The organism is Priestia sp. Y58 (assembly GCF_029522095.1).
Taxonomy (GTDB): Bacteria; Bacillota; Bacilli; order Bacillales; family Bacillaceae_H; genus Priestia; species Priestia megaterium_E.
On record NZ_JAKWFL010000003.1, the window covers coordinates 304,002 to 325,583 of the forward strand.

21 protein-coding genes, 1 other RNA gene and 1 riboswitch are annotated in these 21,582 nt (G+C 39.3%); of the genes, 13 read left to right on the forward strand and 9 right to left on the reverse strand.

What is annotated here, in order from left to right; translation table 11 throughout:
• Positions 1 to 127 precede the first annotated feature (127 nt).
• The 4 genes from MMB68_RS11585 (at position 128) to thiE (ending at position 3,881) form a co-directional block, all read left to right on the forward strand.
• Positions 128 to 727, forward strand: a complete 600-nt coding sequence (locus tag MMB68_RS11585; RefSeq protein ID WP_221782937.1) for a TetR/AcrR family transcriptional regulator — start codon at positions 128 to 130, stop codon at positions 725 to 727.
• A 95-nt stretch (positions 728 to 822) separates the two neighbouring features.
• The gene (locus MMB68_RS11590; protein WP_221782940.1) at positions 823 to 2,040 is read left to right on the forward strand and encodes an MFS transporter; all 1,218 of its coding nucleotides are present in this window, start codon (positions 823 to 825) and stop codon (positions 2,038 to 2,040) included.
• A 192-nt stretch (positions 2,041 to 2,232) separates the two neighbouring features.
• Positions 2,233 to 2,341, forward strand: a riboswitch (TPP riboswitch).
• Between the two features lie 75 nt (positions 2,342 to 2,416).
• Positions 2,417 to 3,223, forward strand: coding sequence for a hydroxyethylthiazole kinase (thiM, locus tag MMB68_RS11595; protein ID WP_221782941.1), 807 nt, complete (start codon positions 2,417 to 2,419; stop codon positions 3,221 to 3,223).
• Positions 3,224 to 3,236: 13 nt separating this feature from the next.
• The gene (gene thiE / locus MMB68_RS11600) at positions 3,237 to 3,881 is read left to right on the forward strand and encodes a thiamine phosphate synthase (protein ID WP_221782943.1); all 645 of its coding nucleotides are present in this window, start codon (positions 3,237 to 3,239) and stop codon (positions 3,879 to 3,881) included.
• Positions 3,882 to 3,909: 28 nt separating this feature from the next.
• On the opposite strand, the gene MMB68_RS11605 is transcribed toward thiE, so the two are convergent.
• The 3 genes from MMB68_RS11605 to MMB68_RS11615 form a co-directional block, all read right to left on the reverse strand.
• The gene (locus MMB68_RS11605) at positions 3,910 to 4,338 is read right to left on the reverse strand and encodes a pyridoxamine 5'-phosphate oxidase family protein (RefSeq protein ID WP_221782945.1); all 429 of its coding nucleotides are present in this window, start codon (positions 4,336 to 4,338) and stop codon (positions 3,910 to 3,912) included.
• A 147-nt stretch (positions 4,339 to 4,485) separates the two neighbouring features.
• Positions 4,486 to 4,663: non-coding RNA, 6S RNA (ssrS, locus tag MMB68_RS11610), on the reverse strand.
• Positions 4,664 to 4,772: 109 nt separating this feature from the next.
• Positions 4,773 to 5,393 carry a hypothetical protein gene (locus MMB68_RS11615; protein WP_277447870.1) on the reverse strand — a complete coding sequence of 207 codons (621 nt, stop codon included), beginning with the start codon at positions 5,391 to 5,393 and terminating at the stop codon, positions 4,773 to 4,775.
• A gap of 153 nt (positions 5,394 to 5,546) precedes the next feature.
• On the opposite strand from MMB68_RS11615, the gene MMB68_RS11620 reads away from it, so the two are divergent.
• Entirely contained in the window at positions 5,547 to 5,999 is a 453-nt protein-coding gene (locus MMB68_RS11620) for a helix-turn-helix transcriptional regulator (protein WP_221782949.1), read from the forward strand.
• 27 nt (positions 6,000 to 6,026) lie between these two features.
• On the opposite strand, the gene MMB68_RS11625 is transcribed toward MMB68_RS11620, so the two are convergent.
• Both MMB68_RS11625 and MMB68_RS11630 read right to left on the reverse strand, forming a co-directional pair.
• Complete coding sequence (locus tag MMB68_RS11625) at positions 6,027 to 7,217, reverse strand: anti-sigma factor (RefSeq protein WP_221782950.1); 1,191 nt, start codon at positions 7,215 to 7,217, stop codon at positions 6,027 to 6,029.
• On the reverse strand, positions 7,214 to 7,708 hold the full coding sequence (locus MMB68_RS11630; RefSeq protein ID WP_221782951.1) for an RNA polymerase sigma factor: 495 nt from the start codon (positions 7,706 to 7,708) through the stop codon (positions 7,214 to 7,216). The genes MMB68_RS11625 and MMB68_RS11630 overlap by 4 nt, the downstream gene beginning before the upstream one ends.
• Before the next feature lie 421 nt (positions 7,709 to 8,129).
• On the opposite strand from MMB68_RS11630, the gene MMB68_RS11635 reads away from it, so the two are divergent.
• The 4 genes from MMB68_RS11635 (at position 8,130) to MMB68_RS11650 (ending at position 12,345) form a co-directional block, all read left to right on the forward strand.
• The gene (locus MMB68_RS11635; protein WP_013056869.1) at positions 8,130 to 8,360 is read left to right on the forward strand and encodes a YkvS family protein; all 231 of its coding nucleotides are present in this window, start codon (positions 8,130 to 8,132) and stop codon (positions 8,358 to 8,360) included.
• Positions 8,361 to 8,516: 156 nt separating this feature from the next.
• Positions 8,517 to 9,407 (forward strand): ATP-binding protein, encoded by an 891-nt coding sequence (locus tag MMB68_RS11640; protein ID WP_221782952.1) that lies wholly within the window; start codon positions 8,517 to 8,519, stop codon positions 9,405 to 9,407.
• 11 nt (positions 9,408 to 9,418) lie between these two features.
• Positions 9,419 to 11,335 (forward strand): vWA domain-containing protein, encoded by a 1,917-nt coding sequence (locus tag MMB68_RS11645; protein ID WP_277447869.1) that lies wholly within the window; start codon positions 9,419 to 9,421, stop codon positions 11,333 to 11,335.
• A 98-nt stretch (positions 11,336 to 11,433) separates the two neighbouring features.
• On the forward strand, positions 11,434 to 12,345 hold the full coding sequence (locus MMB68_RS11650; protein WP_221782956.1) for an EamA family transporter: 912 nt from the start codon (positions 11,434 to 11,436) through the stop codon (positions 12,343 to 12,345).
• Positions 12,346 to 12,381: 36 nt separating this feature from the next.
• On the opposite strand, the gene lacZ is transcribed toward MMB68_RS11650, so the two are convergent.
• Complete coding sequence (gene lacZ / locus MMB68_RS11655) at positions 12,382 to 15,486, reverse strand: beta-galactosidase, LacZ type (protein ID WP_277548860.1); 3,105 nt, start codon at positions 15,484 to 15,486, stop codon at positions 12,382 to 12,384.
• Between the two features lie 138 nt (positions 15,487 to 15,624).
• Between lacZ and MMB68_RS11660 the strand changes: the two genes are divergently transcribed.
• The 4 genes from MMB68_RS11660 (at position 15,625) to MMB68_RS11675 (ending at position 18,510) form a co-directional block, all read left to right on the forward strand.
• Entirely contained in the window at positions 15,625 to 16,443 is an 819-nt protein-coding gene (locus MMB68_RS11660) for an AraC family transcriptional regulator (protein WP_260506632.1), read from the forward strand.
• 146 nt (positions 16,444 to 16,589) lie between these two features.
• Positions 16,590 to 17,066 carry a site-2 protease family protein gene (locus MMB68_RS11665; protein ID WP_028413498.1) on the forward strand — a complete coding sequence of 159 codons (477 nt, stop codon included), beginning with the start codon at positions 16,590 to 16,592 and terminating at the stop codon, positions 17,064 to 17,066.
• A 157-nt stretch (positions 17,067 to 17,223) separates the two neighbouring features.
• Positions 17,224 to 17,706 carry a GNAT family N-acetyltransferase gene (locus MMB68_RS11670; RefSeq protein WP_221782962.1) on the forward strand — a complete coding sequence of 161 codons (483 nt, stop codon included), beginning with the start codon at positions 17,224 to 17,226 and terminating at the stop codon, positions 17,704 to 17,706.
• A gap of 18 nt (positions 17,707 to 17,724) precedes the next feature.
• Complete coding sequence (locus tag MMB68_RS11675) at positions 17,725 to 18,510, forward strand: ABC transporter ATP-binding protein (RefSeq protein ID WP_221779860.1); 786 nt, start codon at positions 17,725 to 17,727, stop codon at positions 18,508 to 18,510.
• 1 nt (position 18,511) lies between these two features.
• Here the strand turns inward: MMB68_RS11675 and MMB68_RS11680 are convergent, their stop codons facing one another.
• The 3 genes from MMB68_RS11680 to MMB68_RS11690 form a co-directional block, all read right to left on the reverse strand.
• The gene (locus MMB68_RS11680; protein WP_264409118.1) at positions 18,512 to 18,706 is read right to left on the reverse strand and encodes a hypothetical protein; all 195 of its coding nucleotides are present in this window, start codon (positions 18,704 to 18,706) and stop codon (positions 18,512 to 18,514) included.
• 101 nt (positions 18,707 to 18,807) lie between these two features.
• Positions 18,808 to 19,350, reverse strand: coding sequence for a GNAT family N-acetyltransferase (locus MMB68_RS11685; RefSeq protein WP_264409119.1), 543 nt, complete (start codon positions 19,348 to 19,350; stop codon positions 18,808 to 18,810).
• Positions 19,351 to 19,676: 326 nt separating this feature from the next.
• Positions 19,677 to 21,554: a terpene cyclase/mutase family protein gene (locus MMB68_RS11690; protein ID WP_264409120.1), complete on the reverse strand. Its 1,878-nt coding sequence runs from the start codon at positions 21,552 to 21,554 to the stop codon at positions 19,677 to 19,679.
• Positions 21,555 to 21,582 lie beyond the last annotated feature (28 nt).

Sequence of the window (21,582 nt, forward strand, 5' to 3'; positions counted from 1 at the left end):
TCATATAAAAGGTATAAACTAGGTTTTCTCACTAGACAAAAAGGATTTTCCTATGTAGTATAGGTGTCAGATAATACAAAACGAATGTTCAGTATAAATAATAAATGTGCGGGGCGGTGGAAATAGCTTGAATAAAAAAAAGCTTCAAAGTGAACAAACCAAAAGAAAAGTGGCAGATGCCGCTAAAGCATTGTTTTCTCAAAAAGGCTATAAAGCTACATCTATTGAGGAAATTGTAGAAGCTACGGGAAGCAGTAAAGGGAATATTTATTATCACTTTAAAAGTAAAGAAGGGCTTTTTCTCTATTTAATAGATGAATGGGATCTCGAGTGGGAACGAAACTGGAAAGAAAGAGAGTCTCTTTACAAAACAACAAGAGATAAGCTTTTTGGAATTGCGGAGCAAATCATTTTAGATGATTTAAATCATCCTCTTACGAAAGCCGCCGATGAGTTTTTTAACAATGAGGAAAAGGGCAGCGATATCGAAGAGCGAATTGATGAAATGGTGAAACGGCACGTGGATTTTAACCGTGAACTTTTGCAAAAAGGCATCGATGAAGGTGAGTTTTCTCATAAAAATGCAGAGCAGCTTGCAGTGATTTTAGAAGGGCTGTTTGTTGGAATGAGCCGCATGTCTCGAAAAACGAACACGGAAAATGCCCTGCAGCTTTACCATTCAGCAATCGATGTATTTTTAAACGGAATCATACCAAGGTCTTCTTAAATAATCGGGGATGCTTATTGAGGTAATGAGTAATCCCTCATTATTTTGTATTTTTATAGACCGAACGTTCAGTATTTTTTAATCAGGAGGTTTATATGTCATTATTGTTAAGAAATCGAGCGGCGATTTTGCTGCTCATGCTAAATATTTTTATTATTTTTACAGGAATTGGTCTCGTTATTCCAATTATGCCAACATATATGACAGAGCTTCATATCAACGGAAGCGTGATGGGGCTTTTAGTAGCGGTGTTTTCACTAACTCAATTTCTGTTTTCACCTTTAGCAGGGCGGTTATCAGATTCGTTAGGGAGAAAGAAAATTATTGTAGCGGGAATGATTGTTTTTGCCTTGTCTGAATGGTTCTTTGGTTCAGTGAGTACGCCTCTTTTATTATTTGTATCGAGAATGTTAGGCGGGGTCGGGGCCGCGCTCATTATGCCTGCTGTTATGGCCTATACAGCGGACGTGACGTCTGCTAAAGAACGTGCTAAAGGAATGGGCTATGTGACGGCGGCGATTACAACAGGATTTATTATTGGGCCCGGTATCGGAGGCTTTTTAGCTGAATACGGCATGCGCGTGCCATTTTATATGGCCGCAGTAGCAGGAGGCTTGGCTGCAGTGATTACGCTTCTTGTTTTGCCAGAGTCTCGTCCTGTACAAAATCCTGCTGTTTCAAACAATGAGAATCCAAAAGAAGATCGGCTGCTACTGCAGCTTATGAATTCTTATAAAGAACCTTATTTTTTAAGTTTAATTATCGTTTTTGTGACATCGTTTGGATTATCCAATTATGAAACAATTTTTTCACTATTTGTTGATCATAAATTTAGCTTTACGCCAAAAGATATTGCGTTTGTTATTACGTTTGGCTCTATTGCAGGGGCTGTTGTGCAGGTTACGATTTTTGGATGGATTTTAAATAAGTTCGGTGAAAAAAGAGTGATTTCGTTTTGCTTGATGATGACGGGACTTTTTATTTTACTTACGCTATTTGTGCACACGTACTGGCTTATTATTGTTGTAACATTTATCGTCTTTTTAGCAACAGATATTTTACGTCCGGCAATCAGCACGCAAATGTCGATGATGGCACAAGACGACCAAGGGTACGTAGCCGGACTAAATTCTGCTTATACAAGTCTTGGGAATATTATTGGACCCGTTGTAGCAGGCTTTCTCTTTGATATAAACATTAATTACCCGTACGTATCAGCTGCACTTGTACTGCTGCTTTGTTTTCTTTTATCTTTAAGAGCAGGGAAGGACCGAAAAACAGCTGTGAGAAATCAAGCGATTCAAGAGAAATAACGAGAAGGAAAAAATGATAGAATTTTTAGGGGATAAAAGACCTCCAGTAGCTTACTGGAGGTCTTTCAATGATGCTTTTAGTAAAGCTGTAAGATTTACAACACCACTCAGCCTATAGCGAAGCTTTATTTTATCGGCAAAACAGTGAAATGGTTGCAAATAAAAAAGGTTAATAGTAAACTTTAAACGTAACAAGAATAGTATGGGAGCTTGCGCGGGGCAGGCTGAGAGTACAGGGGCGCCTGTTGACCATTTGAACCTGTTGGATAATGCCAGCGCAGGGAATGTGAGTACATACCAAAGCACTTTGCGCATGCAAGGTGCTTTTTTGTCTTTTTTTTGCAGTGTTAAAACTAAATGAAAAGAGTGAGAGAATATGGATATTAGTAAAATTTCAGCTCAATTAGAAAAAGTAAGAGATACAAGTCCACTTGTTCATAATATTACGAATGTCGTGGTAACCAATTTTACTGCAAATGGACTGCTTGCACTAGGAGCTTCACCTGTTATGGCTTATGCGAAGGAAGAAGTGGCTGACATGGCACGAATCGCCGGAGCGCTTGTCTTAAATATGGGTACACTGACGGCTCAAGAAGTAGAAGCGATGAGAATAGCAGGAAAATCAGCAAATGAAAATGGCGTGCCGGTTATTTTCGATCCTGTAGGAGCCGGAGCAACACCGTTTCGTACAGAAGTAGCACGTCAGCTTGTAGAAGAATTAAATATTGCAGTTATTCGTGGTAACGCTGCTGAAGTTGCGAATGTAGTAGGCGAGTCATGGCTCATTAAAGGCGTTGATTCATTAGAAGGACAAGGAGACGTCATTGAACTTGCTGAGAAAGCAGCGAACAAATTAGGTACAGTGATTGTTATTACGGGTAAACAAGATGTAATCACGGATGGAAACACAACGTATACAGTAGACAACGGTCACCCGTTATTTACGAAAGTGACGGGTACTGGATGTCTGCTAACATCAATTATAGGAGCTTTCGCCGCTGTAGAAAAAGAATATGTCGAGGCAAGCGTTGCTGCTTTAAGTTTTTACGGAGTGGCAGGTGAAATCGCCGCAGCGAAAAAAGGTGAAGAAGGGCCGGGGAGCTTTCAAATTGAGCTGTTAAATCAGCTTCATCTTTTATCTGGGCAGGATATTGAATCATATGCAAGAGTACATCAACGTTAAAAGGAGCCGGAAAATGACAAACGAAGAAATCAAAAAGCTGCTGCCAGTTTATTTTATAATGGGCAGCACTAACTGTACAAAAGATCCGAAAGAAGTGTTGAAAGAAGCAATTCAAGGCGGCGTTACCGTGTTTCAATTCCGTGAAAAAGGCGAAGGTGCCCTAACAGGAGAAGCGAAATATCAGCTGGCGAAGGAACTTCAGCAAATTTGTCAGCAGCACAACGTTCCTTTTGTTGTGAATGATGATCTTGACTTAGCGATCCGTTTACAAGCAGATGGCGTTCATATTGGACAAGAAGATGAAAAAGCTCATATTGTTCGAGAAAAAATAGGAAAAGGAATTGTGGGCGTCTCTGTTCATAATATACAAGAGCTGCAGCAAGCGATAAAAGACGGGGCGGATTATGTAGGAATGGGACCTGTTTTTCCTACTTCTACAAAAAAAGACGCAAAAGCAGTGCAAGGTACAAAATTAATTGAAGAAGTGCGAAACCAGAATATTGACTTTCCAATTGTAGGAATCGGTGGCATCACGCCTGAAAATGCCAAACAAGTAGTAGAAGCAGGTGCAGATGGCGTTTCTATTATTACCGCGATTAGCTTAGCAGCGTCTCCAAAAGAAAAAGCAGCTCAATTGAAAGAAGCGGTAGGAAAATAAAAAAAGCGCACAGTGTGCGCTTTTTTTATTATAGCTGAACAGTTTGAGGAGTTTCTTCGCCTTCATTCATAAAGCGAATTTCGTTTGGCGTAATTTCCAGAACAACATACTCAGGGTCATTTGGACCGTCAAACCATTCTTTCATGTGATTGTTCCATATACGTCCTTTTAATTGATCACCAGTACGAAGAACAGCTGTCCCAGATAATTCTAAGTATTGATCACCATATCCTTCGCCGCTGTAGCCTAATAGTACGTGCACGTTCGGATTGGCTTCGATTTCTTCTGCCTTATGTGTATTGATATTTGTTGGTGTGTAAAGAGCGATACCATCTTCATCGCTGAAAAATGTCATATAGCGAGAGTGGGGTTTGTTGTTTACAACTGTGGCTAATGTTCCTACACGATTTCCTTCTAATACTTCATTTACTTTTTTAGCAATTTTTTGTTCATTCATTTTATCCATCTCCTTTATTACTTTTTATGTTCCTCAATCGAAGATAAATAAAACATACATGTCTAAAAAAAATATAAGTTAACAATAAAATAATTATGTAAACTAATAAATTAAAAAATAAAAAAAGCTAGCTACAGCTAACTAAAAAATAAGCCCGCACTGCCGTAACCCTAAGTGTCTTAAATACCCAGATCTACTAGGTGGGTGCCCTCATAGCCGGGTTTAGCGTCCCAAGAAGGGCGTGCTATCTGCAGCTAAATTTTGAGCTCCCTTTTAACACTCAAAGGTTTAAGACAACATGAGTATACGCACAGCGCAGGTATGTATAACAAATGTAAATAAAATGCCGATATATAAATGTTTTCTAATTAATCAACTTTCATCGTACAAGAAATGATTATAACGGAATAATGAATGGAACGCAAGACTTTTATTTAAAGTTTTTCTTCTCTAATATCTTGGCGGTTATGCAGTAACAAAATAAGAAAAGAACCCGCAACTGGAATGAAACATAAGAGAAGGGAAGGTCGGGATGCTATCCTTTCTTTTGTCATAACGGAGTAAGAAAGCCACGTTAAAACAAAAAAATCAGCGGTCATCACGCTAACAAGCTGTGACTGCATAAAAGCATCTCCATAAGCTTTTATTGAACCTATGGATAGTCCGTATACGTAACCTGCAATCGTGAGTGCTAAGCATAGTCCAATCCATAGACGAGAAGAAATGATAGCAATGAAACGTGAAGGAATACGCGAACGTGTTCGAACTTTTTGTCCTCTCCAATGATAATAGAACAAAAGAGAAAAAGCTCCAAGCCCAAATGATAGAAGAGAAAATGGCCATCCAGGCAGTTTGTACGTATCTTTTTTACAGATCATTACCATAAACAATATTGGGAAAAGTCCTAAAAAAGAGAATACCATAACCACGAGCGGATCTACCTGTTGAAAATTTCCTGTGATAAGTTTTTTAAACAGCAAATCATCAGCGGCGCTTGCTCCCGGAGCTAGCAGCAAGGCGTATAGTACAAGCATAGCCCATACAATGATATACATATTCTCAACTCCTTTTAATTGTTTTAGTATACAAAAACCATTTCAGTATATTTCCCCGCTTTGTGATAAAGGGAAACGCTTGAAACTCTTCTTTAATTAGGTGTAATATTACACTAAAGACATGTGCGTGTATAGAAAGAAAGGGCTGTGAAAATGAATAAACAAGAAGTGATTAAATCAGTATCGGATAAAATACGATTGATTCGTTTAGAAAGAAACTATTCACAAGACAGAATGGCTGAAGTCATTGGTATTTCCAAAAAAACATTGGTTCAAATTGAAAAAGGGCGCACGGAAGCAGGGTGGACGACCACTGTTGCAGTATGCAGTTTGTTTGGTGACAGTGAAATCCTTCAATCGGTTTTAGGAGACGTTCCTTTAGAAGTAGTAGAAATCATTGCTCATGACGGCATATCTTCTCCAAAAGATAAAACGCTCGGAGGAAGAGTATGGTGGAAAGAAATTCAAAAAGAAGGCTCTTTTCGTCTGCAGCAAAATATGATTAGTCAGCACTACCGCATTTTAGATGACCAAGACTATCGATGGTTTAGTTCATTTGATAAAAGCGAAGCGGTAAAAAGGTTTGAAGAATTAACGAAGAAATAAAAACAAGCACTTGTTTTCAAGTGCTTGTTACTGATTCATTAACGTGCCGGATGAAGGGCGGTTGAACCAATTCCATAGCTCTACATCTCCAAGTGACGCGTAGGTGATCGACGGATCATTTTTTAATTTCAGAAGCTTTTTGGTAGGTCCTGTAATCACAACGCCGTACACACCGACTCCATGTTTCTTTACATAAGAATATCGCTGCTTTAGCAACAAATCGGAATGGTCTAGCTGACGAACTTTTTGGACCGTTTCTTCATTATCGGCTAATAGTTTCATCATATTTAAAATGTTCGACTTGCTAGTAGAGTGCGTTTGATTTCCTTTGTGCTCGTAAGGCAAGTCTAAAAACTCTGGAAAGCCAAATGTTGATGTTAAGTCAATTAATGGCTCATCTTTTGTGCTTGTTTTTTGTTCGTTCCCTGTATTAAGCGCGTACCAAGAGGTAGAAAAATCACGGCTGTCGATGGCATTCATTTTTTGCTGAACTTCTTTTAGTGAGTACGTATTATCAAAAGAAATAGCCACTTCGCTTACCGTCCCTTTTGGTAGGTTTTCTAATGCATTCCATGTTTCGCTCGTCCATTCCTTATACTCTTTTGCATGTAGCTTTAATTTTTTTGGATCAGGATAGACAAAAGAAAGGTTAAGATCGTATTTGCCTCCGGAAAATTCTTTTTCTACACCGCTCGTTTTATCAAACAGCTGATGAAATGTAAACGTCCCAATGGCCTGCTCTTCACGTCCAATTTGCTTATAAGCTTCCATTTGCGACTGCATTCGGAAAAAGGACTGTGTATCAGAAGTGGTTTCACGTATATGAACGTTCGGAAAAGCAGATTCGATAGCCGCTTGATTCACGCTGTTTATGTATTCGGTTTTTGATTGATGATAATATACAATAGATAAAAAGCTGCCGATTATCCATAGCAGAACGACAGAGCCAATGACAGTTGTCACATTTGAAAGGCGCTGCTTCCATTTGGCGATATAAATGGACTTTTTGACTTTTTTATTATCCAACATCGTATCGTCACTTAGTGAAGTAGCTGATGAAGTTGGCGGTAACGGTTCATCTTCGGTTAGCAAGTGCTCCAAATGAGCTGAGCATGCTTCACAATTTTCCGTATGTTGTTCAAGTGCTTCTGCTTCTTTGTCTGTCAAAGTGCCGTTTTTATATTTTTCCCATTGATGCTTCATATCTTGACAGCTCATCCGTCCTCTTCCTTTCTTTTTTTCAATTGTTGACGACTACGATACAAGTCCATTTTCACTTTTGACAGAGTAAAGCCAGTCATTTCTGCAATCTCTTCATATGTGAAGCCATGATAATCTCGTAACAGTACAATATTCTGCTTAGCCGGAGGCAAAGCAGATACATCAGAAAGCCAGCCGTCGATTTCACTTTGAATCATCACTTGTTCTTCAGCACTTGGCTGAGGAGTAAAGTGCCATTCTTCTATTTCGACAGCAGGGCGTTTTTTTTCTTTTCGATACCAGTCAATAAAGGCGTGATAAGCAATTTTGAACAGCCAAGGCTTCACTTCCTCGCCTTTATACGTTTCTAAGTGTAAAAGTGCCCGGTAAAAGGTCTCCTGCATTAAATCTTCCGCTGATTCTTTTCTGCGAGTAAGAGAGAGAAGATAGCGCAGCAAATCATGCATGTGCTGTTTATAAATGTGTTCAAAGTTATGCTGTTGTGCCATTTTCTCCCCCTTTCATTTAATCAACGCAATTTGTGGATAAAAGTTTCGGTTTTTTTATCAAAAATCGTATGTAATAGATAAAAGATGCTTAAAATACGATATATAGCTTATCATACTAAAAAGAAAATCATATGAAATTCGACATAATTCCGTGTAATTTGTCATTTTTTTAAAAAACTAAAGGGTAATTGGTGTTCGAAGGAAACAGAAAATGTTATGATAGAACAAGGATGTGCTCTTACAAAAAACAGCTACATACATAGTAAAAAATACAGCGTTTGTTTGCAAAATGAAAAAGGACAAACACATGGTGTTTAACCATGGATGTTTGTGGGAAAATAAACTAAGTATTTTCAACAAAAAGTAAATTAAATTGTGTTTTCACTTATAAAAAACACGGTAAATTGGAAAAGGTGGGGTCATGATGGACGTAGAAAATACACAAGGTACAGAAGAACAAGCACCTAAAGTCAAAGCAGCTAAAGTTGGCGATACGATTCAGCCTAAAAAAGGCGACTATAAAGGATTTAAAGGAATTGTTATGGTAGTGCGAGACAATTCGGTTATCGTAGATTTTGGGAAAGATGCTGAAACGGGCGAATCCATGAAAACAGTCGTTAATCATAAAAACTATAAAATCGTAAAAAAGTAGGTGAATAACCTACTTTTTTTTACTGAATATATGTCTAAAGACGGCAATTTTTCTATCGGAAACCTTAGAGAAACGCATAGGTAAAGCAATTCTTTGAGAAGAAGAATGTTTTTTAGTAAACTATAGAAAGTATGCAGAAAGAAAGGATTTTTTGTTATGTCAATTCAATTATCACAATTATCATTACCAAAAGAGGTTCTTTCGCTTTTAGCGAATCGTAAATATGAAAACTTGTCCGATGCTGATCAGCTATTAATCGGAAAAGGCGGCTATACAGCAGAAGAAGCAGATATTTTAGAAGATGCCATTATTGCCTTGTCACTAGGGAAAAACGTACTTTTAAAAGGGCCAACAGGCTCAGGTAAAACAAAGCTTGCCGAAACGCTGTCCCATTTATTTTCTCAGCCGATGCATAGCGTTAACTGCTCGGTTGATTTAGATGCAGAAGCGCTGCTTGGCTTTAAAACAATTTCTGAACAAGAAGGGAAAACAGGTATCGAGTTTGTAGAAGGACCTGTTATTCAGGCAATGAAAAAAGGCCATTTATTATATATTGATGAAATTAACATGGCGAAACCTGAAACGCTTCCTATTTTAAATGGGGTACTTGACTACCGGAAAATGATTACAAACCCATTCACTGGAGATGTGGTGCGCGGTCAGCAAACATTCGGCGTAGTAGCGGCTATTAATGAGGGGTATGTTGGTACTGTCCCATTAAACGAAGCGTTAAAAAATCGTTTTGTTGTCATTGAAGTGCCATATATTCAAGGGAGCAGCTTAAAGCAAGTTCTAATGTCTCAGTCTCAGTTAAAAGACGAAAAATTAATTGATAAATTTGTCACGCTCTCTGCAGATTTAATTACTCAAGTTCAAAGCGGCCATGTATCAGAAGAAGCTGCGTCTATTCGTGCGCTTATCGATACGTGTGATTTAGCTCTTTATATGCCGCCTCTTCGCGCGATTAAACGCGGTATTATTGAAAAGCTAGAAGATGAAAGGGAAAAAGCCGCCATTCAAAATATTGCTGAAACATTATTTGAGTAAGGAGTGGCGCTATGCGATTTATTAAATTTAACGACAAAAATGTAGATTCCTTTCTCTATATGGAGCTGGCAGATTTAACGAAAACATTAACAAAAAATGATGAAATTGAAGTAGAGTATCGCGTTTCTTCTTATTATGATCCTGTACACGGCATTATTTATCTCAGTCACTTTTGGGATAACCGTCCAGAAGAAGACAAAGTGTATGGCTTAAAAAGTGATGTGTTTTTAAGAAGTATTGGAAGCTATAGGCATTCAAACTTCAAAGAAATTAATGCATATTTAAAGAAAATAAATAAAACCTCGGTACCTAGCTTAGCTAAGCAGCTGTTTATGCTGTTTGAAGATATTCGTTTAGAAGAAGTATGCAAACGCGGACGTCCTGGAACGAAAAAAGCCTTCGCCGTCAGAAGACAGCTCTATAGAAAATATTTTGCTACACAAATGAGCGCAAATCTAACAAAAAGCGTGTACACGGATGCACTTTTTAACGGCATCTACTTGCTATTGACGGCTGAAAATCCGTTTGAAGAAATTCCTTCAATGAGTGAATCGATTAACTTAGCGATGCCTTTTATTCGCAGACAGCTAACAAATGTATATGAAGCGAAAACAACAAAAGACGTATCGCGCATCTGCCTTGAACTCGTAGATGTTTTTGATGATATTATTGAAAAAGATATGCTTAATACTTATTTCTTCTTGGCTGAACTTCAGTATGATCAGTTAGAAAAAGGGTTAACATTTGAAGATTTAAAACGCAAAGATTCATTAGTGAACGATGATATTTTAGAGCATGAAAAAGACGGAGATGAAGACATTCACGAAGAGAAAATGGAAATGTGGCATCGAGAGACAAGCGAAGCGACGCAAAGTTTTCTACAGTTTGATATGGATCAAGGCTCAAAAACAGACATGCTAGGCGATGGTGTTCGTGAAGGCGACGATGGAGATCAAGCAATGGGCATGGTGCAAGGGTCTTCTCAAAAGACATCGCGCAACGATTATTCTCAAATGGAAGCCATGGAGCAAACGCACCCAGAAAAAGACGGAGAAGCGGATTATGAGTATGGCAAAGAAAATAAGCATGCCTATGCTGTTTTTGTAGATTCTAAACTTCCGAACGATGATCACGTTGTTCAGTATGACGAGAATAAAAAAATCATTGCATCGTATCAAAAGAAATTAAAGCAAATGATTGAAAAAACGCTTGAACACAAAAAAACGCTGCCTAGAAGCGAGCTGCACTTTGGCCGATTAAATAAAAAGCTTCTAAAACTATGGACAGATGACAATCCTCGTCTGTTTTATAAAAAAGACGAAAATTCTGCGCAAATTGATGCCGTCTTTTCTCTTTTAGTTGACTGTTCTGCGTCGATGTACGATAAAATGGATGAAACGAAGCTTGGAATTACGCTATTTCATGAAGCATTAAAATCCGTTATGGTGCCTCATCAAATTGTAGGGTTTTGGGAAGATACAAATGATGCCACCGAAACGAGCCAGCCTAACTACCTGCAGACGGTTATGGACTTTCAAGCATCGTTAAAGCGTAAAAGCGGTCCTGAAATTATGCAGCTTGAGCCTGAAGAAGACAACCGTGATGGATTTGCCATTCGCCATATGACACGCCGCTTGCTTCAGCGTTTTGAACAGCAGAAGTTTTTACTTGTGTTTTCAGACGGTGAACCAGCCGCTATGGGATATGAACAAAATGGTATTGTAGATACGCACGAAGCGGTATTAGAAGCACGCAAGCACGGAATTGAAGTCATCAACGTCTTTTTATCCAACGGGGAAATTGATGAAGGACAAAAGAAAACCATTCAAAATATGTACGGGAAATATAGTATTCTAGTACCAAACATCGAAGAACTTCCCGATGTGCTATTTCCTTTACTGAAGAAATTACTTCATAAAAGCATTTAAAAAAGTCGAAGCATATTGCTTCGACTTTTTTTGCTATTGACCGTTAAAGAGGAGCGAGGTAAGTTAAATATATATGAAAAAGAGAGAAGGAATGGTAAGTGGAAGGAGTTCAAACGTCATCTAGAAGAGCATGGGGGCTGCTGCTTGTAATCATTGGTGCCACAATGTGGGGAGTATCTGGCACGGTGGCTCAATATTTATTTCAGCATAAGAGTTTTAACGCAGAGTGGCTGGTCGTCGTTCGTATGTTAGTATCCGGGTTACTGCTTTTGGCAATAGCCTCTAAGCAGCGCAATATTTTTACAATTTGGAAAACAAAAGAAGAGAGGACTTCGCTGCTTTTATTTGGTGTAATCGGTATGCTCGGCGTGCAGTATACATATTTTGCAGCTATTGAAGCAGGAAACGCTGCTACAGCTACAGTGCTTCAATATACGTCGCCAATATTTATTATTGGCTATTTAGCCGTGCAAGCAAGAAAATGGCCGGTGAAAGTAGAAATGATTTCTGTTGCGCTTGTCATAACGGGAACATTTTTTCTTGCAACAAGCGGAAATTTTAACGAGCTGTCTATTACAGGATGGGCGTTGTTTTGGGGGATTGGGGCAGCTGTGACGTCTGCTTTTTATACGCTTCAGCCTAAACGTCTTCTTGCGAAATGGAGCTCAATTGAAGTAGTAGGCTGGGGAATGGTGATAGGCGGCGTAAGTTTTTCATTTATTCACCCGCCGTGGCATATAGCCGGTGAGTGGTCGCTATTGTCGCTGTGTGCGGTGTTATTTGTAATCATCTTCGGAACGCTCATTGCATTTTATTGCTATTTGGAAAGTTTGAAGCATATTAGCGCTTCTGAAGCCATTGTTCTTGCTTCAGCAGAGCCTTTATCAGCAGCGGCACTCTCTGTTCTATGGCTTCATGTGACGTTTGGATGGACGGAATGGTTAGGTACGATTCTTATTATCGCTACGGTATTTTTACTTTCTCAGCGGAAGCCAGAGGTAACATCATAAGTAAAAAGGACTTTCAAATGAAAGTCCTTTTTATTTTTATAGAGGTTTTAGCGTAAACGTGTTTGTATACGAGCGGTTAGCATATAGTGTGTAATCAGGGTGTGTTTTAGCTCCCCAGCTGTCGTCTCCGCCAACGCCCATTTGCTTGTAGTTAACCCGTACGGTTACTGAATCGCTTGACGGCAATTTGTAAAAATGATCGTAAGCCTCCAGTTCAAAAGGTGAGTAAGGTAAAGCATTCAGCTCGACTGTTGGCAAACCTTTTAGTAAAAAACCGCGCCCTTGATCGTCTGTAATAGTGGCCCATCGAACGTCCGTTTTATTTCCGCATTCTTGAGGGCGTAAATACGGTGTGACTTGCTTCTTTACACTGCCTTTATGAAGGCCAAGCTTAGCGCCAGTTTTACGGTCCCAATAATTTTCATGAGGTCCTCTTCCGTACCACGTTAAAGAATCAAAAGTCGCATTCATCGTAAACAGCATGCCGATTTCAGGAATTTCAGGCATTGTCTCAGAAGATGCTAAGGATTGTTCAATTTTCATTTCACCATCGTTATATAGCGTATACGTTACATAGCAAGAAGCAAGAGAGTTATCTAAAGCTAGTTCAACCGAAATGATAACAAAGTCAATTTGCGGCTGAACGGTTACTTTTTTCACGTGCTGCTCTAAGCTTGCTTGACGCCACGTTTGACATCTTTCATGCAGTTTATTTCCGAGGTCATTATCGGTTACTGCACGCCAAAAATTCGGACGGAAACCTGACGCAAGCAGCTCGGTGCGCTCATAGTTGTAAGAAATAAACTGTCCTTTTCGCTTATCAAAAATAGCCGTGAAGTTAGTTCCAGTAACCGTAAGCGTTTGTTCATTTTGTTCAACGGTTAAAGCAGGATAAACAGCTTTAACTGAAGGTACAGCGGTTTTAGCAGGCAGTACAAACTGTTCGTACGCCACTTCATATCTAGCTGAAGCCCAAGCTGTATCTTTGGACAATCTGAGAGAAAGAGTTAAAACAAATTCATCAGTTTCATTTTCTTGCTCATAAAGAGGATAAGAAAGCGTCAGTTCGTCTGTACTATCAGGAGCTACATTTAAAAGAGACGCATGTTTTTCAAGTAGTTCACCGTTTTTTTCAACAGTCCAAACAAAATCATAGGCGTTCAAGTTTGTAAACAGGTGTTTGTTTTGAACGGCAAATTTTCCTTTTGCTGCGTCGACTGCTGTCCACTTTACGGGCTGATAGCATTTTTTTACTTCTGCAATTTTCGGGCTAGCTGTCCCATCAGCAAAGATTAAGCCGTTTCCGCAGAAGTTGCCGTCGTTAGGCGTATCGCCAAAATCTCCGCCGTAAGCTAAGTAAGAAGTACCGTCTTCTGCTGTTGTTTGAAGAGCTTGATCTTTCCAGTCCCATATAAAACCGCCTTGCAAGATTGGATATTGATCAAACAGCTCCCAGTATTTGTACAGATTTCCGCAAGAATTACCCATTGCATGGCTGTATTCGCACAAAATGTAAGGTTTTTTCGGATTCATTAGTGCATAGCGCTCTACATCTGCTGGCTTAACGTACATCGTGCTTTCTATATCTGAAGCATCATAGTCGCGATGATGGAAAATTCCTTCGTAATGAACGAGTCTCGTGGAATCTTTTTCTTTAAAAAAGGTATACATATGCTGAAAGTTTTCTCCGCCAAATGATTCATTGCCAAGCGACCAAATAATAATAGAAGGGTGGTTTTTGTCACGTTCGTACATCGAACGACAGCGATCTAGTACGTTTTCTTTCCATTCTGGCTTGCTTCCTGGAACGGCTTTTTGTTCACCTTCTTGTAAATAAGTCCACGTTCCGTGCGTTTCTAAATTGGTTTCATCAATCACGTACAGTCCGTATTCATTACATAGTTCATACCATACTGAATCGTTAGGATAATGGGATGTACGCACCGCGTTAATATTATGCTGTTTCATCAGCAAAATGTCGTGAAGCATATCTTCGCGCGTGATGCCTGCCCGGCCTTTTACTGAATCAAATTCGTGGCGATTCACTCCTCGAAGTACAATACGCTTGCCGTTGATTGTCATAAGACCGTTCTTTAGTTCAAACGTACGGAAGCCGACTTTACAGCTTTCTGTTTCAATAATAGAACCAGCAGAATTCTTTAAGCTGAGTACAAGCGTATACAAATTAGGACTTTCTGCGCTCCATTTTGCAGGGCTTTTAATGTGTGTACGCAAGGAGACTGTACGTTGATCGCTTACACTTAAATTTGTTTGCAGCGGAGCTTGTAGTACTTTTTGGCCATTCGCGTCATACAGCATGATTTCAAATGTTAGATCTTGAGTATCGTGCTGAAAGTAATTTAAAATATCAGCTGAAACGATAAGTTCACCATCTCGGTAGTTGTTATCAAGCGACGAACGAACGCTAAAGTCATAGATGTGGACCGGCGGAGTAGAATAGAGATACACATCTCGGAAGATGCCGCTCATTCGCCAAAAATCTTGGTCTTCAAGCCAGCTTGCATCACTCCAGCGATATACTTCTACTGCTATAGTATTTTCACCATCGTGAAGGTAAGAAGTTATATCAAATTCAGCTGGAGTAAAGCTGTCTTCGCTGTATCCAACAAACTCACCGTTAACCCATACGTAAAAAGCAGATTCAACGCCTTGGAAGCTGACGTACACGGGCTGATCTTTCCATTCTGATTTAGGTGTAAAAGTACGGACGTACTGACCGACAGGGTTATATTTAGTCGGTGCAAAAGGAGGTTCGAGCTCTTCATTTTCAACCCAAGGGTATGTCACGTTTGTATATTGAGGATAGTCATATCCTTGCAGCTGCCAGTGTGAAGGAACTGAAATAGAGTCCCATTTCTTATATGAAAATTCAGGAGCGAAAAAGTTTTTAACGCGGCCATCTGCATTTTCAGCAAAATGAAAGTACCAGCTGCCATTTAAGCTTTGATAGTAAACAGAAGATTTTCTATCATTTTTTAAGGCCTCTTCGACCGTTTGATAAGGCATGAGTAAAGCGTGTGCTTTTGAACGGTTCAATTGAAAAATCTCAGGGTTGTTATTCCATTCAGGGTATCCGTTTGCAGGTGCTGTATAATTAAATTTCTTGCCGGTTTTTAACATGTCGATCCCTCATTTCTAGATTACTAGGTTATTAGTTTATATGAAAATGATAACGTTTTCTGAAAACCTTATCAATCTAATTATTTTCATGATAATATAACTATATTCACATAAAAAGGAGGAAGTAATGTGGACCGTATGTACTTTCCGGCTCTTTCAGATGAAGATATGAAACTGCCATTTTATGTTACAAGCGCTGGAAGCTGGCGACATCAAACGTATATTAAACGTCAGGGAGAGTTTCCTGATTATCAATGGATTCAATGTATAAAAGGAAGAGGCGAGCTTCGTGTAAATGACGAGGTTTATATTATAAAAGAAAATGAAGGAATGTTTCTGACGCCGCACGTTCCGCACGAATACTATCCCGTTACGAGCGAATGGCAAGTATGCTGGGTTTCTTTTAACGGAAGTGTGATTGATGATATCATGCTTTCTCTTCAATTTATTAATTCGGGAAAAATCGTCCTTACACATGCTGAAAGTCTTTATAGGATGCTACAAGAGCTAATGAATCGATTAGAAGAAAATCATACCTCTAGCACCATGCAGTGCTCTGAACTACTATATAGCGTCATTTTGAAACTTCGCCAAGACAGCGTATATATAGAAAGCAAAAGTCGCCTGCAGCAAATTACTCAGCTAAACCCAGCCCTTCGTTATATCGAGGAATATTATCATCAGCCGTTAACGCTAGAAGTACTGGCGCAGCAGCTCAACGTAACGGAGCAGTATACGTGCTTGCTTTTTCAACAATCTCTTGGTATCCGTCCATTTGAATACGTAACGCGCGTCCGAATTCAAAAAGCAAAGAAACTGCTGCTTAAAAACAGCCAAATCTCTGTACAAGATATAGCAAGACAAGTAGGGTATGAACATCCTAGCTATTTTATCAAGCGCTTTAAAGAACAAGAAAACGTGACCCCAACTGTTTTTCGGAAAATGTATTTTTCATAAGTTACATACAACAGGGTTTATCTAGGTCATAAGACATGAAGTGCATGCTAGTTATTCCGTATGAGTTTTAAAAAAGAAATTAAATGTAGTTTTAAGTGAAAACGGGGAGGAAAAGTAGAGAGAAGAAACAAAAAGGAGGGATAAACGTGTTTGGGTTAAATGATCTTCCAAAGTTTGTGTGGTCATTCTGTCTTGTATTGCCACTTGTATCATTTGTTCATCAGCTGGGGCATTCCGTCATGGCAATTATTTTCGGAGGGAAGGTCGATTTTACTATTGGGCGGGGGAAAACCATTCTTAAAATGGGGAAGTTTAAAATTAAGTCAGTCTATTTTCTAGACTCGTTTTGTAAATATGAAAATCTTAAGAACGATAGTCGCTTTTCCCATGCAGTGGTGTATGCGGGTGGTGTACTGTTTAATTTACTTACTATTTTTATAATAAATGGATTAATTATGGCTAATATTCTGCCTGAAGATATATTTTGCTATCAATTTGTTTATTTTTCAGTCTATTATGTTATTTTTTCACTGTTGCCAATTCAATATACAGAAACATCTGCAAGTGATGGACGTGCTATATATAACGTATTACGGTACGGGAAAACGTGTGATCCAGATTAAAGGCTGTGTGTAGCAGCCTTTTTTGGTGCCTTTTTTCTGTTTCATTTAAATGAAAAAAGGAAAACTTTACGAAAAGAAAATAGTAGCGGATAATAAAGATATTACGCTATAGAATGGAAGAAAGGAGAGGATTCATACGATTATTGAGACAGAGCGAATGACGCTGCGAGCTATGGCCGAAAGCGATGCAGGCAATTTAATGAAAATATTTGAAGATGCTGAAACCATGAAGTATTATTCTTCTACTAAAAATGAACAAGACACATATCGCTGGATTCAATGGATGAAGCAGCATTATCAAACATATGGCATTAGCATGTGGGTCGCTGAGGCTAAACAGAATGGAGAGTTTCTAGGGCAGTGCGGCATGGTTCTTCAAAAAGTAGACGGAAAGGTAGATCCAGAGCTTGGCTATTTATTTTTACGCAGCTGCTGGGGAAAAGGCTATGCGAGTGAAGCAGCAAAAGCTTGCCTGCATTACGGACTTAATACGCTGAAATTTCAGAAGATTATATCATTAATTGATCCGGCCAATTACCCATCGATTAAAGTAGCTGAAAGAATTGGCATGAAAAAAGAAAAGCAAGTTAACAAATGGGATAAATCATTATTCTTTTATAGTGTATATAATGAAAAATGAGAGTAAAGGAGTGTTAGCATGATCAACATTAACAACATTTCAGTAAAACGAGCAGAAAAAGAAATTTTAAAAAGCGTGTCGTGGTCAGTGGAAAAAGGGGAACATTGGTGTTTGCTTGGATTAAATGGTTCCGGAAAAACGACGCTTTTAAATATCATCAACGGATATATCTGGCCTACAAAAGGGGAAGTAGAAGTTCTTTCAAGGAAATTTGGAGAAACAAATCTGTCTGAGCTCAGAAAAGAAATTGGATGGGTAAGCTCTTCGCTTCAGCAGCGGTTTCGAGATGACGATACGGTTGTAGAAATGATTTTAAGCGGAAAATTTGCATCTATTGGGTTATATGAACAAGTGGAGCAAAAAGATATGAACCAAGCCATAGAATTAATGAAGCTGTTAAATTGCGAAGATTTACAAAATCAGGCCTACGGAACACTTTCTCAAGGAGAGCGCCAGCGAGTACTAATTGCCCGAGCTCTTATGGCTTCACCAAAGCTTTTAATACTTGATGAGCCATGTACAGGTCTAGATATAATGGCTCGAGAACAGCTTCTTCAGCTGATTGCAAAAATGGCAGAGCAGCCAAAAGCTCCTACGCTTATTTATGTTACTCACCATGTAGAAGAAATTTTGCCTTGCTTTACCCATACGCTTTGTATGCGGCAAGGAGAAGTGTTTTCTTCTGGAAAAACGAAAGACCAGCTCACTGAGCCGCATCTTTCTAAATTTTTTAATCACTCCGTAGAGATTCAGCAGCAGAAGGAACGCACTTGGCTGTCATTAAAAGAACCGGTAAAAAGCTGAGCTAGCGTCGAGAAACCTTCTTACATACCATGGGAAAAAGAACGCTGCTTGCAATGGAAACCAGCTCATTGTGGAGATAATGTTTACATGCTACATAAATAGTGGTGCTGCAAATAATATCAATTAGTAAAAAAGCAGCAATGTCATGTTTATCAATGGTTACAAATACAAAAGAAGAGGAATCATAAGTTGTCATCGTTGGCTCCTTTGGTTATATCGTTATGTTACTTTATTCACAAAAGGCTTGGGCTATACGAACTTTTAAAGAAGTACGATGATGACAGCTGATTCTCTTTTCTACAGCTGATAATATTCTTGTTCAAGTATACTCATGATAAGATCTGTCTGAAATGCCTCTTCAATAAAAGCACCTTCACGCTCTATTCCTTCTTTTACAAAACCGCATTTTTCATAACAAGCAATGGCTCTATGGTTGTATTCGAGCACTCGTAAATCGACTCTGTGCAAGTGAAGGTGTTCAAATGCGTACGCAAGTACCAATTTTGTAACTTCAGTGCCGAGCCCTTGGTTCCAAACGGAAGAATCAAATAAACCAATTGCATACCGTGCGCGCCGGTCGTACTCGTTAACGGTCAGCCGAGCCTCTCCAACAAAACGCTGCTCATATTCAATACACCAATTCAGCTTTTGAGACTTTATGTACTCGACGTGCCGCTTGGCATCTTGTAATGTAAGAGGTTTTAAGTTTCGGGTATCGCCTCCGTACATACGAATAAGTTCTTTTGTTTGTTTGCATGCTAGATAGTCATTTACATCGCTATCTTTTGGTTTTCTTAGTATCACATTTTTTCCTTTTAAAAGTGGTGAAACATTATTCATTTGATGCATCCTTTCTTTCCTAACATTAAAAAGGTATTCCACTTCTTTCCTAAAAAACCTGCTTTTATGTATAAAAAGAAATTGAGACATAACTAAGTCCATCGAATCTCAAGACAAACAAATGGGATCAATGTGCTAGTATGGAGGGCTTATTACGCTGCGGTTGATTTCCGCGCAAGCCTTGGCTTCCCATTAACTGCTCTACATACATGAAGCCTACGTTCACCCTAGAAATGAAAAAATCCGAACGAGTTGGATTCTCAAGCAAGAATCTCGATTCATCGTTCGGAATTCCCTTCAGCTAAACTACTTTTGTCCCAGCCTCTTTACGAAGAATGTTTTTTTGCATAGTGGGCAAGTGCAAGAAGAGGAAAAATATCATTGTAGCTGTGGTACTGAATATAAAATTGTCCAGGAAGACCAATTCCCGTGGGGTAATGAGTTTGCTGCGCTGTAAGATTTGGGTTCAGTAAAAATTTAATTCCTTTTTCAACGGCTCGATCTTTTAATGGACATATTGTCATTAAAGCATCGAGAGCCCAGGCCGTTTGAGAAGGGGTGCTAAACGATAGTGGCACATATTTTTTTAAAGAAGCGCTATAGCATGATTCTCCGAACCCGCCGTCTTCTTGCTGAATGCTTTTGAGCCAGTTGATAGCTTTGATGATACGCGGATCAGAAGCAGAAACCCCTACAGCACGGAGTCCTGTAATAGCGGCCCACGTTCCGTAAATGTAGCAAACTCCCCACCGGCCGTACCAGCTCCCATTATCCAATTGGTGATCAAACAGCCATTTTACTGCAGCTTTAATCGAAGGGTGGGATTTATTCATACCGGCAAAGTTTCCGAGGCACTCAAGCACTCGACCGGTTAAATCGGCAGTAGCCGGATCCGTCGCTGCATCTTTTGCATTTTCAAGCGGCAGATAAGTAAATAAAATAGAGTCGGTATTTTTTTCAAATGCAGCAAAACCCCCGTCTTTGTTTTGCATGGACAGCAGCCAGTTAATGCCTCTTTGCCAAGACTCCAAATAATCTGTATCGGTTTGCGCTCTTCTAGAAAGAGCTCTGATAGCAGCAGACGTATCGTCTAAGTCAGGGTTATTCGTATTAATATCGGAAAATCCCCAGCCTCCAGGTGCTGTATTTGGGTTATGAAACTGCCAATCTCCAAGCTTTGTATGCTGTCTTTTCTTTAAGTAGTGAGTTGTGCCTTTAATCATGGGATCTTGCTGCGGTACACCTGCTTCCTGTAGAGCGTAGGAGAGCAGCGCGGTATCCCAAACGGTTGACGTGGAGTTTTCTACGTGCACGTGGCCGCTGCATGTACTAAGTAGTGAACAAATACCGTCAATTGCTTTTTGGATCACAAATGAATCTTTTTTGTAGCCAAGAGCTAAAAGACCGTAAATCATAAAAAAAGTAGAGGTGGCGTAGCTGTAGAGTGTTCCATCTTTTTCAATTCTTTCTAGCATGTAACGCTCAGCTGCTTGATAACCAAGCTTGTGGATGTAAGAAGGTAAAGAAGCAAGCTGTTTTAAATGGTCGACTAAAAAAATAGAAGCGCGTGATTCTTGAGCAGTTTCCTTCGATTCCTGTTTCTGTTCTCTTACATCTAAATGAGAAAGAGAAGGTGTATGCCTAGAAGTAAGTGAAAATTTTTTGTTTCCCGCTATCATCATCGGAACGAAGTGAATTCTGGCATAGGTGCTTAATTCATAAAAGTTAAGCGGTACATAGGTAGGCACGAGCAAAAGAGAAAGCGGGAGGTAAAATAGCTTTGGCCACTCGTATAAGCCGTTCACAGAAAGCATCCATCTTGTAAGAAAATGAGCGCGCGAAATGCCTCCAGAATCTATAATATATCTTTCTGCTTTTCGCAAGATCCGGTCGTTTTTTTGGTAATAACCTGAATATAAAAGAGCTGTATAAGCTTGAATAGTGGCGGATAAGTTATGTTCTTCATCATCAAACAACGTCCAAAGACCATCTTCATTTTGAAGGGAAACGATCCGTTCGGTTAATTGTTTAATCAACATTTCTTTATCTAAATCAAAGGTGCGAAGAAGCATAATTAAAAACGCATCAGGCATAACGCCTGTTTCAAAACAGTAGCGAAATGACCCGTCATTTTTTTGTGTTGGGCGCAGATAGGCGATTCTTCGCTGAATCTCTAGCTGAACTTCCTTTAGCAATATGATCACCTCTTATGATAATGCTTTTCAATCTTTC

Bases quoted from the DNA above. Each gene is read 5' to 3' on its own strand.
- MMB68_RS11640 (WP_221782952.1), top strand. From the start codon at position 8,517: ATGTCAATTCAATTATCACAATTATCATTACCAAAAGAGGTTCTTTCG.
- MMB68_RS11615 (WP_277447870.1), bottom strand. From the start codon at position 5,393: ATGTATATCATTGTATGGGCTATGCTTGTACTATACGCCTTGCTGCTA.
- MMB68_RS11675 (WP_221779860.1), top strand. From the start codon at position 17,725: ATGATCAACATTAACAACATTTCAGTAAAACGAGCAGAAAAAGAAATT.
- MMB68_RS11625 (WP_221782950.1), bottom strand. From the start codon at position 7,217: ATGAGCTGTCAAGATATGAAGCATCAATGGGAAAAATATAAAAACGGC.
- thiE (WP_221782943.1), top strand. From the start codon at position 3,237: ATGACAAACGAAGAAATCAAAAAGCTGCTGCCAGTTTATTTTATAATG.
- MMB68_RS11680 (WP_264409118.1), bottom strand. From the start codon at position 18,706: ATGACAACTTATGATTCCTCTTCTTTTGTATTTGTAACCATTGATAAA.
- MMB68_RS11605 (WP_221782945.1), bottom strand. From the start codon at position 4,338: ATGAATGAACAAAAAATTGCTAAAAAAGTAAATGAAGTATTAGAAGGA.
- MMB68_RS11590 (WP_221782940.1), top strand. From the start codon at position 823: ATGTCATTATTGTTAAGAAATCGAGCGGCGATTTTGCTGCTCATGCTA.
- lacZ (WP_277548860.1), bottom strand. From the start codon at position 15,486: ATGTTAAAAACCGGCAAGAAATTTAATTATACAGCACCTGCAAACGGA.
- MMB68_RS11620 (WP_221782949.1), top strand. From the start codon at position 5,547: ATGAATAAACAAGAAGTGATTAAATCAGTATCGGATAAAATACGATTG.
- thiM (WP_221782941.1), top strand. From the start codon at position 2,417: ATGGATATTAGTAAAATTTCAGCTCAATTAGAAAAAGTAAGAGATACA.
- MMB68_RS11630 (WP_221782951.1), bottom strand. From the start codon at position 7,708: ATGGCACAACAGCATAACTTTGAACACATTTATAAACAGCACATGCAT.
- MMB68_RS11635 (WP_013056869.1), top strand. From the start codon at position 8,130: ATGATGGACGTAGAAAATACACAAGGTACAGAAGAACAAGCACCTAAA.
- MMB68_RS11645 (WP_277447869.1), top strand. From the start codon at position 9,419: ATGCGATTTATTAAATTTAACGACAAAAATGTAGATTCCTTTCTCTAT.
- MMB68_RS11660 (WP_260506632.1), top strand. From the start codon at position 15,625: ATGTACTTTCCGGCTCTTTCAGATGAAGATATGAAACTGCCATTTTAT.
- MMB68_RS11685 (WP_264409119.1), bottom strand. From the start codon at position 19,350: ATGAATAATGTTTCACCACTTTTAAAAGGAAAAAATGTGATACTAAGA.
- MMB68_RS11670 (WP_221782962.1), top strand. From the start codon at position 17,224: ATGACGCTGCGAGCTATGGCCGAAAGCGATGCAGGCAATTTAATGAAA.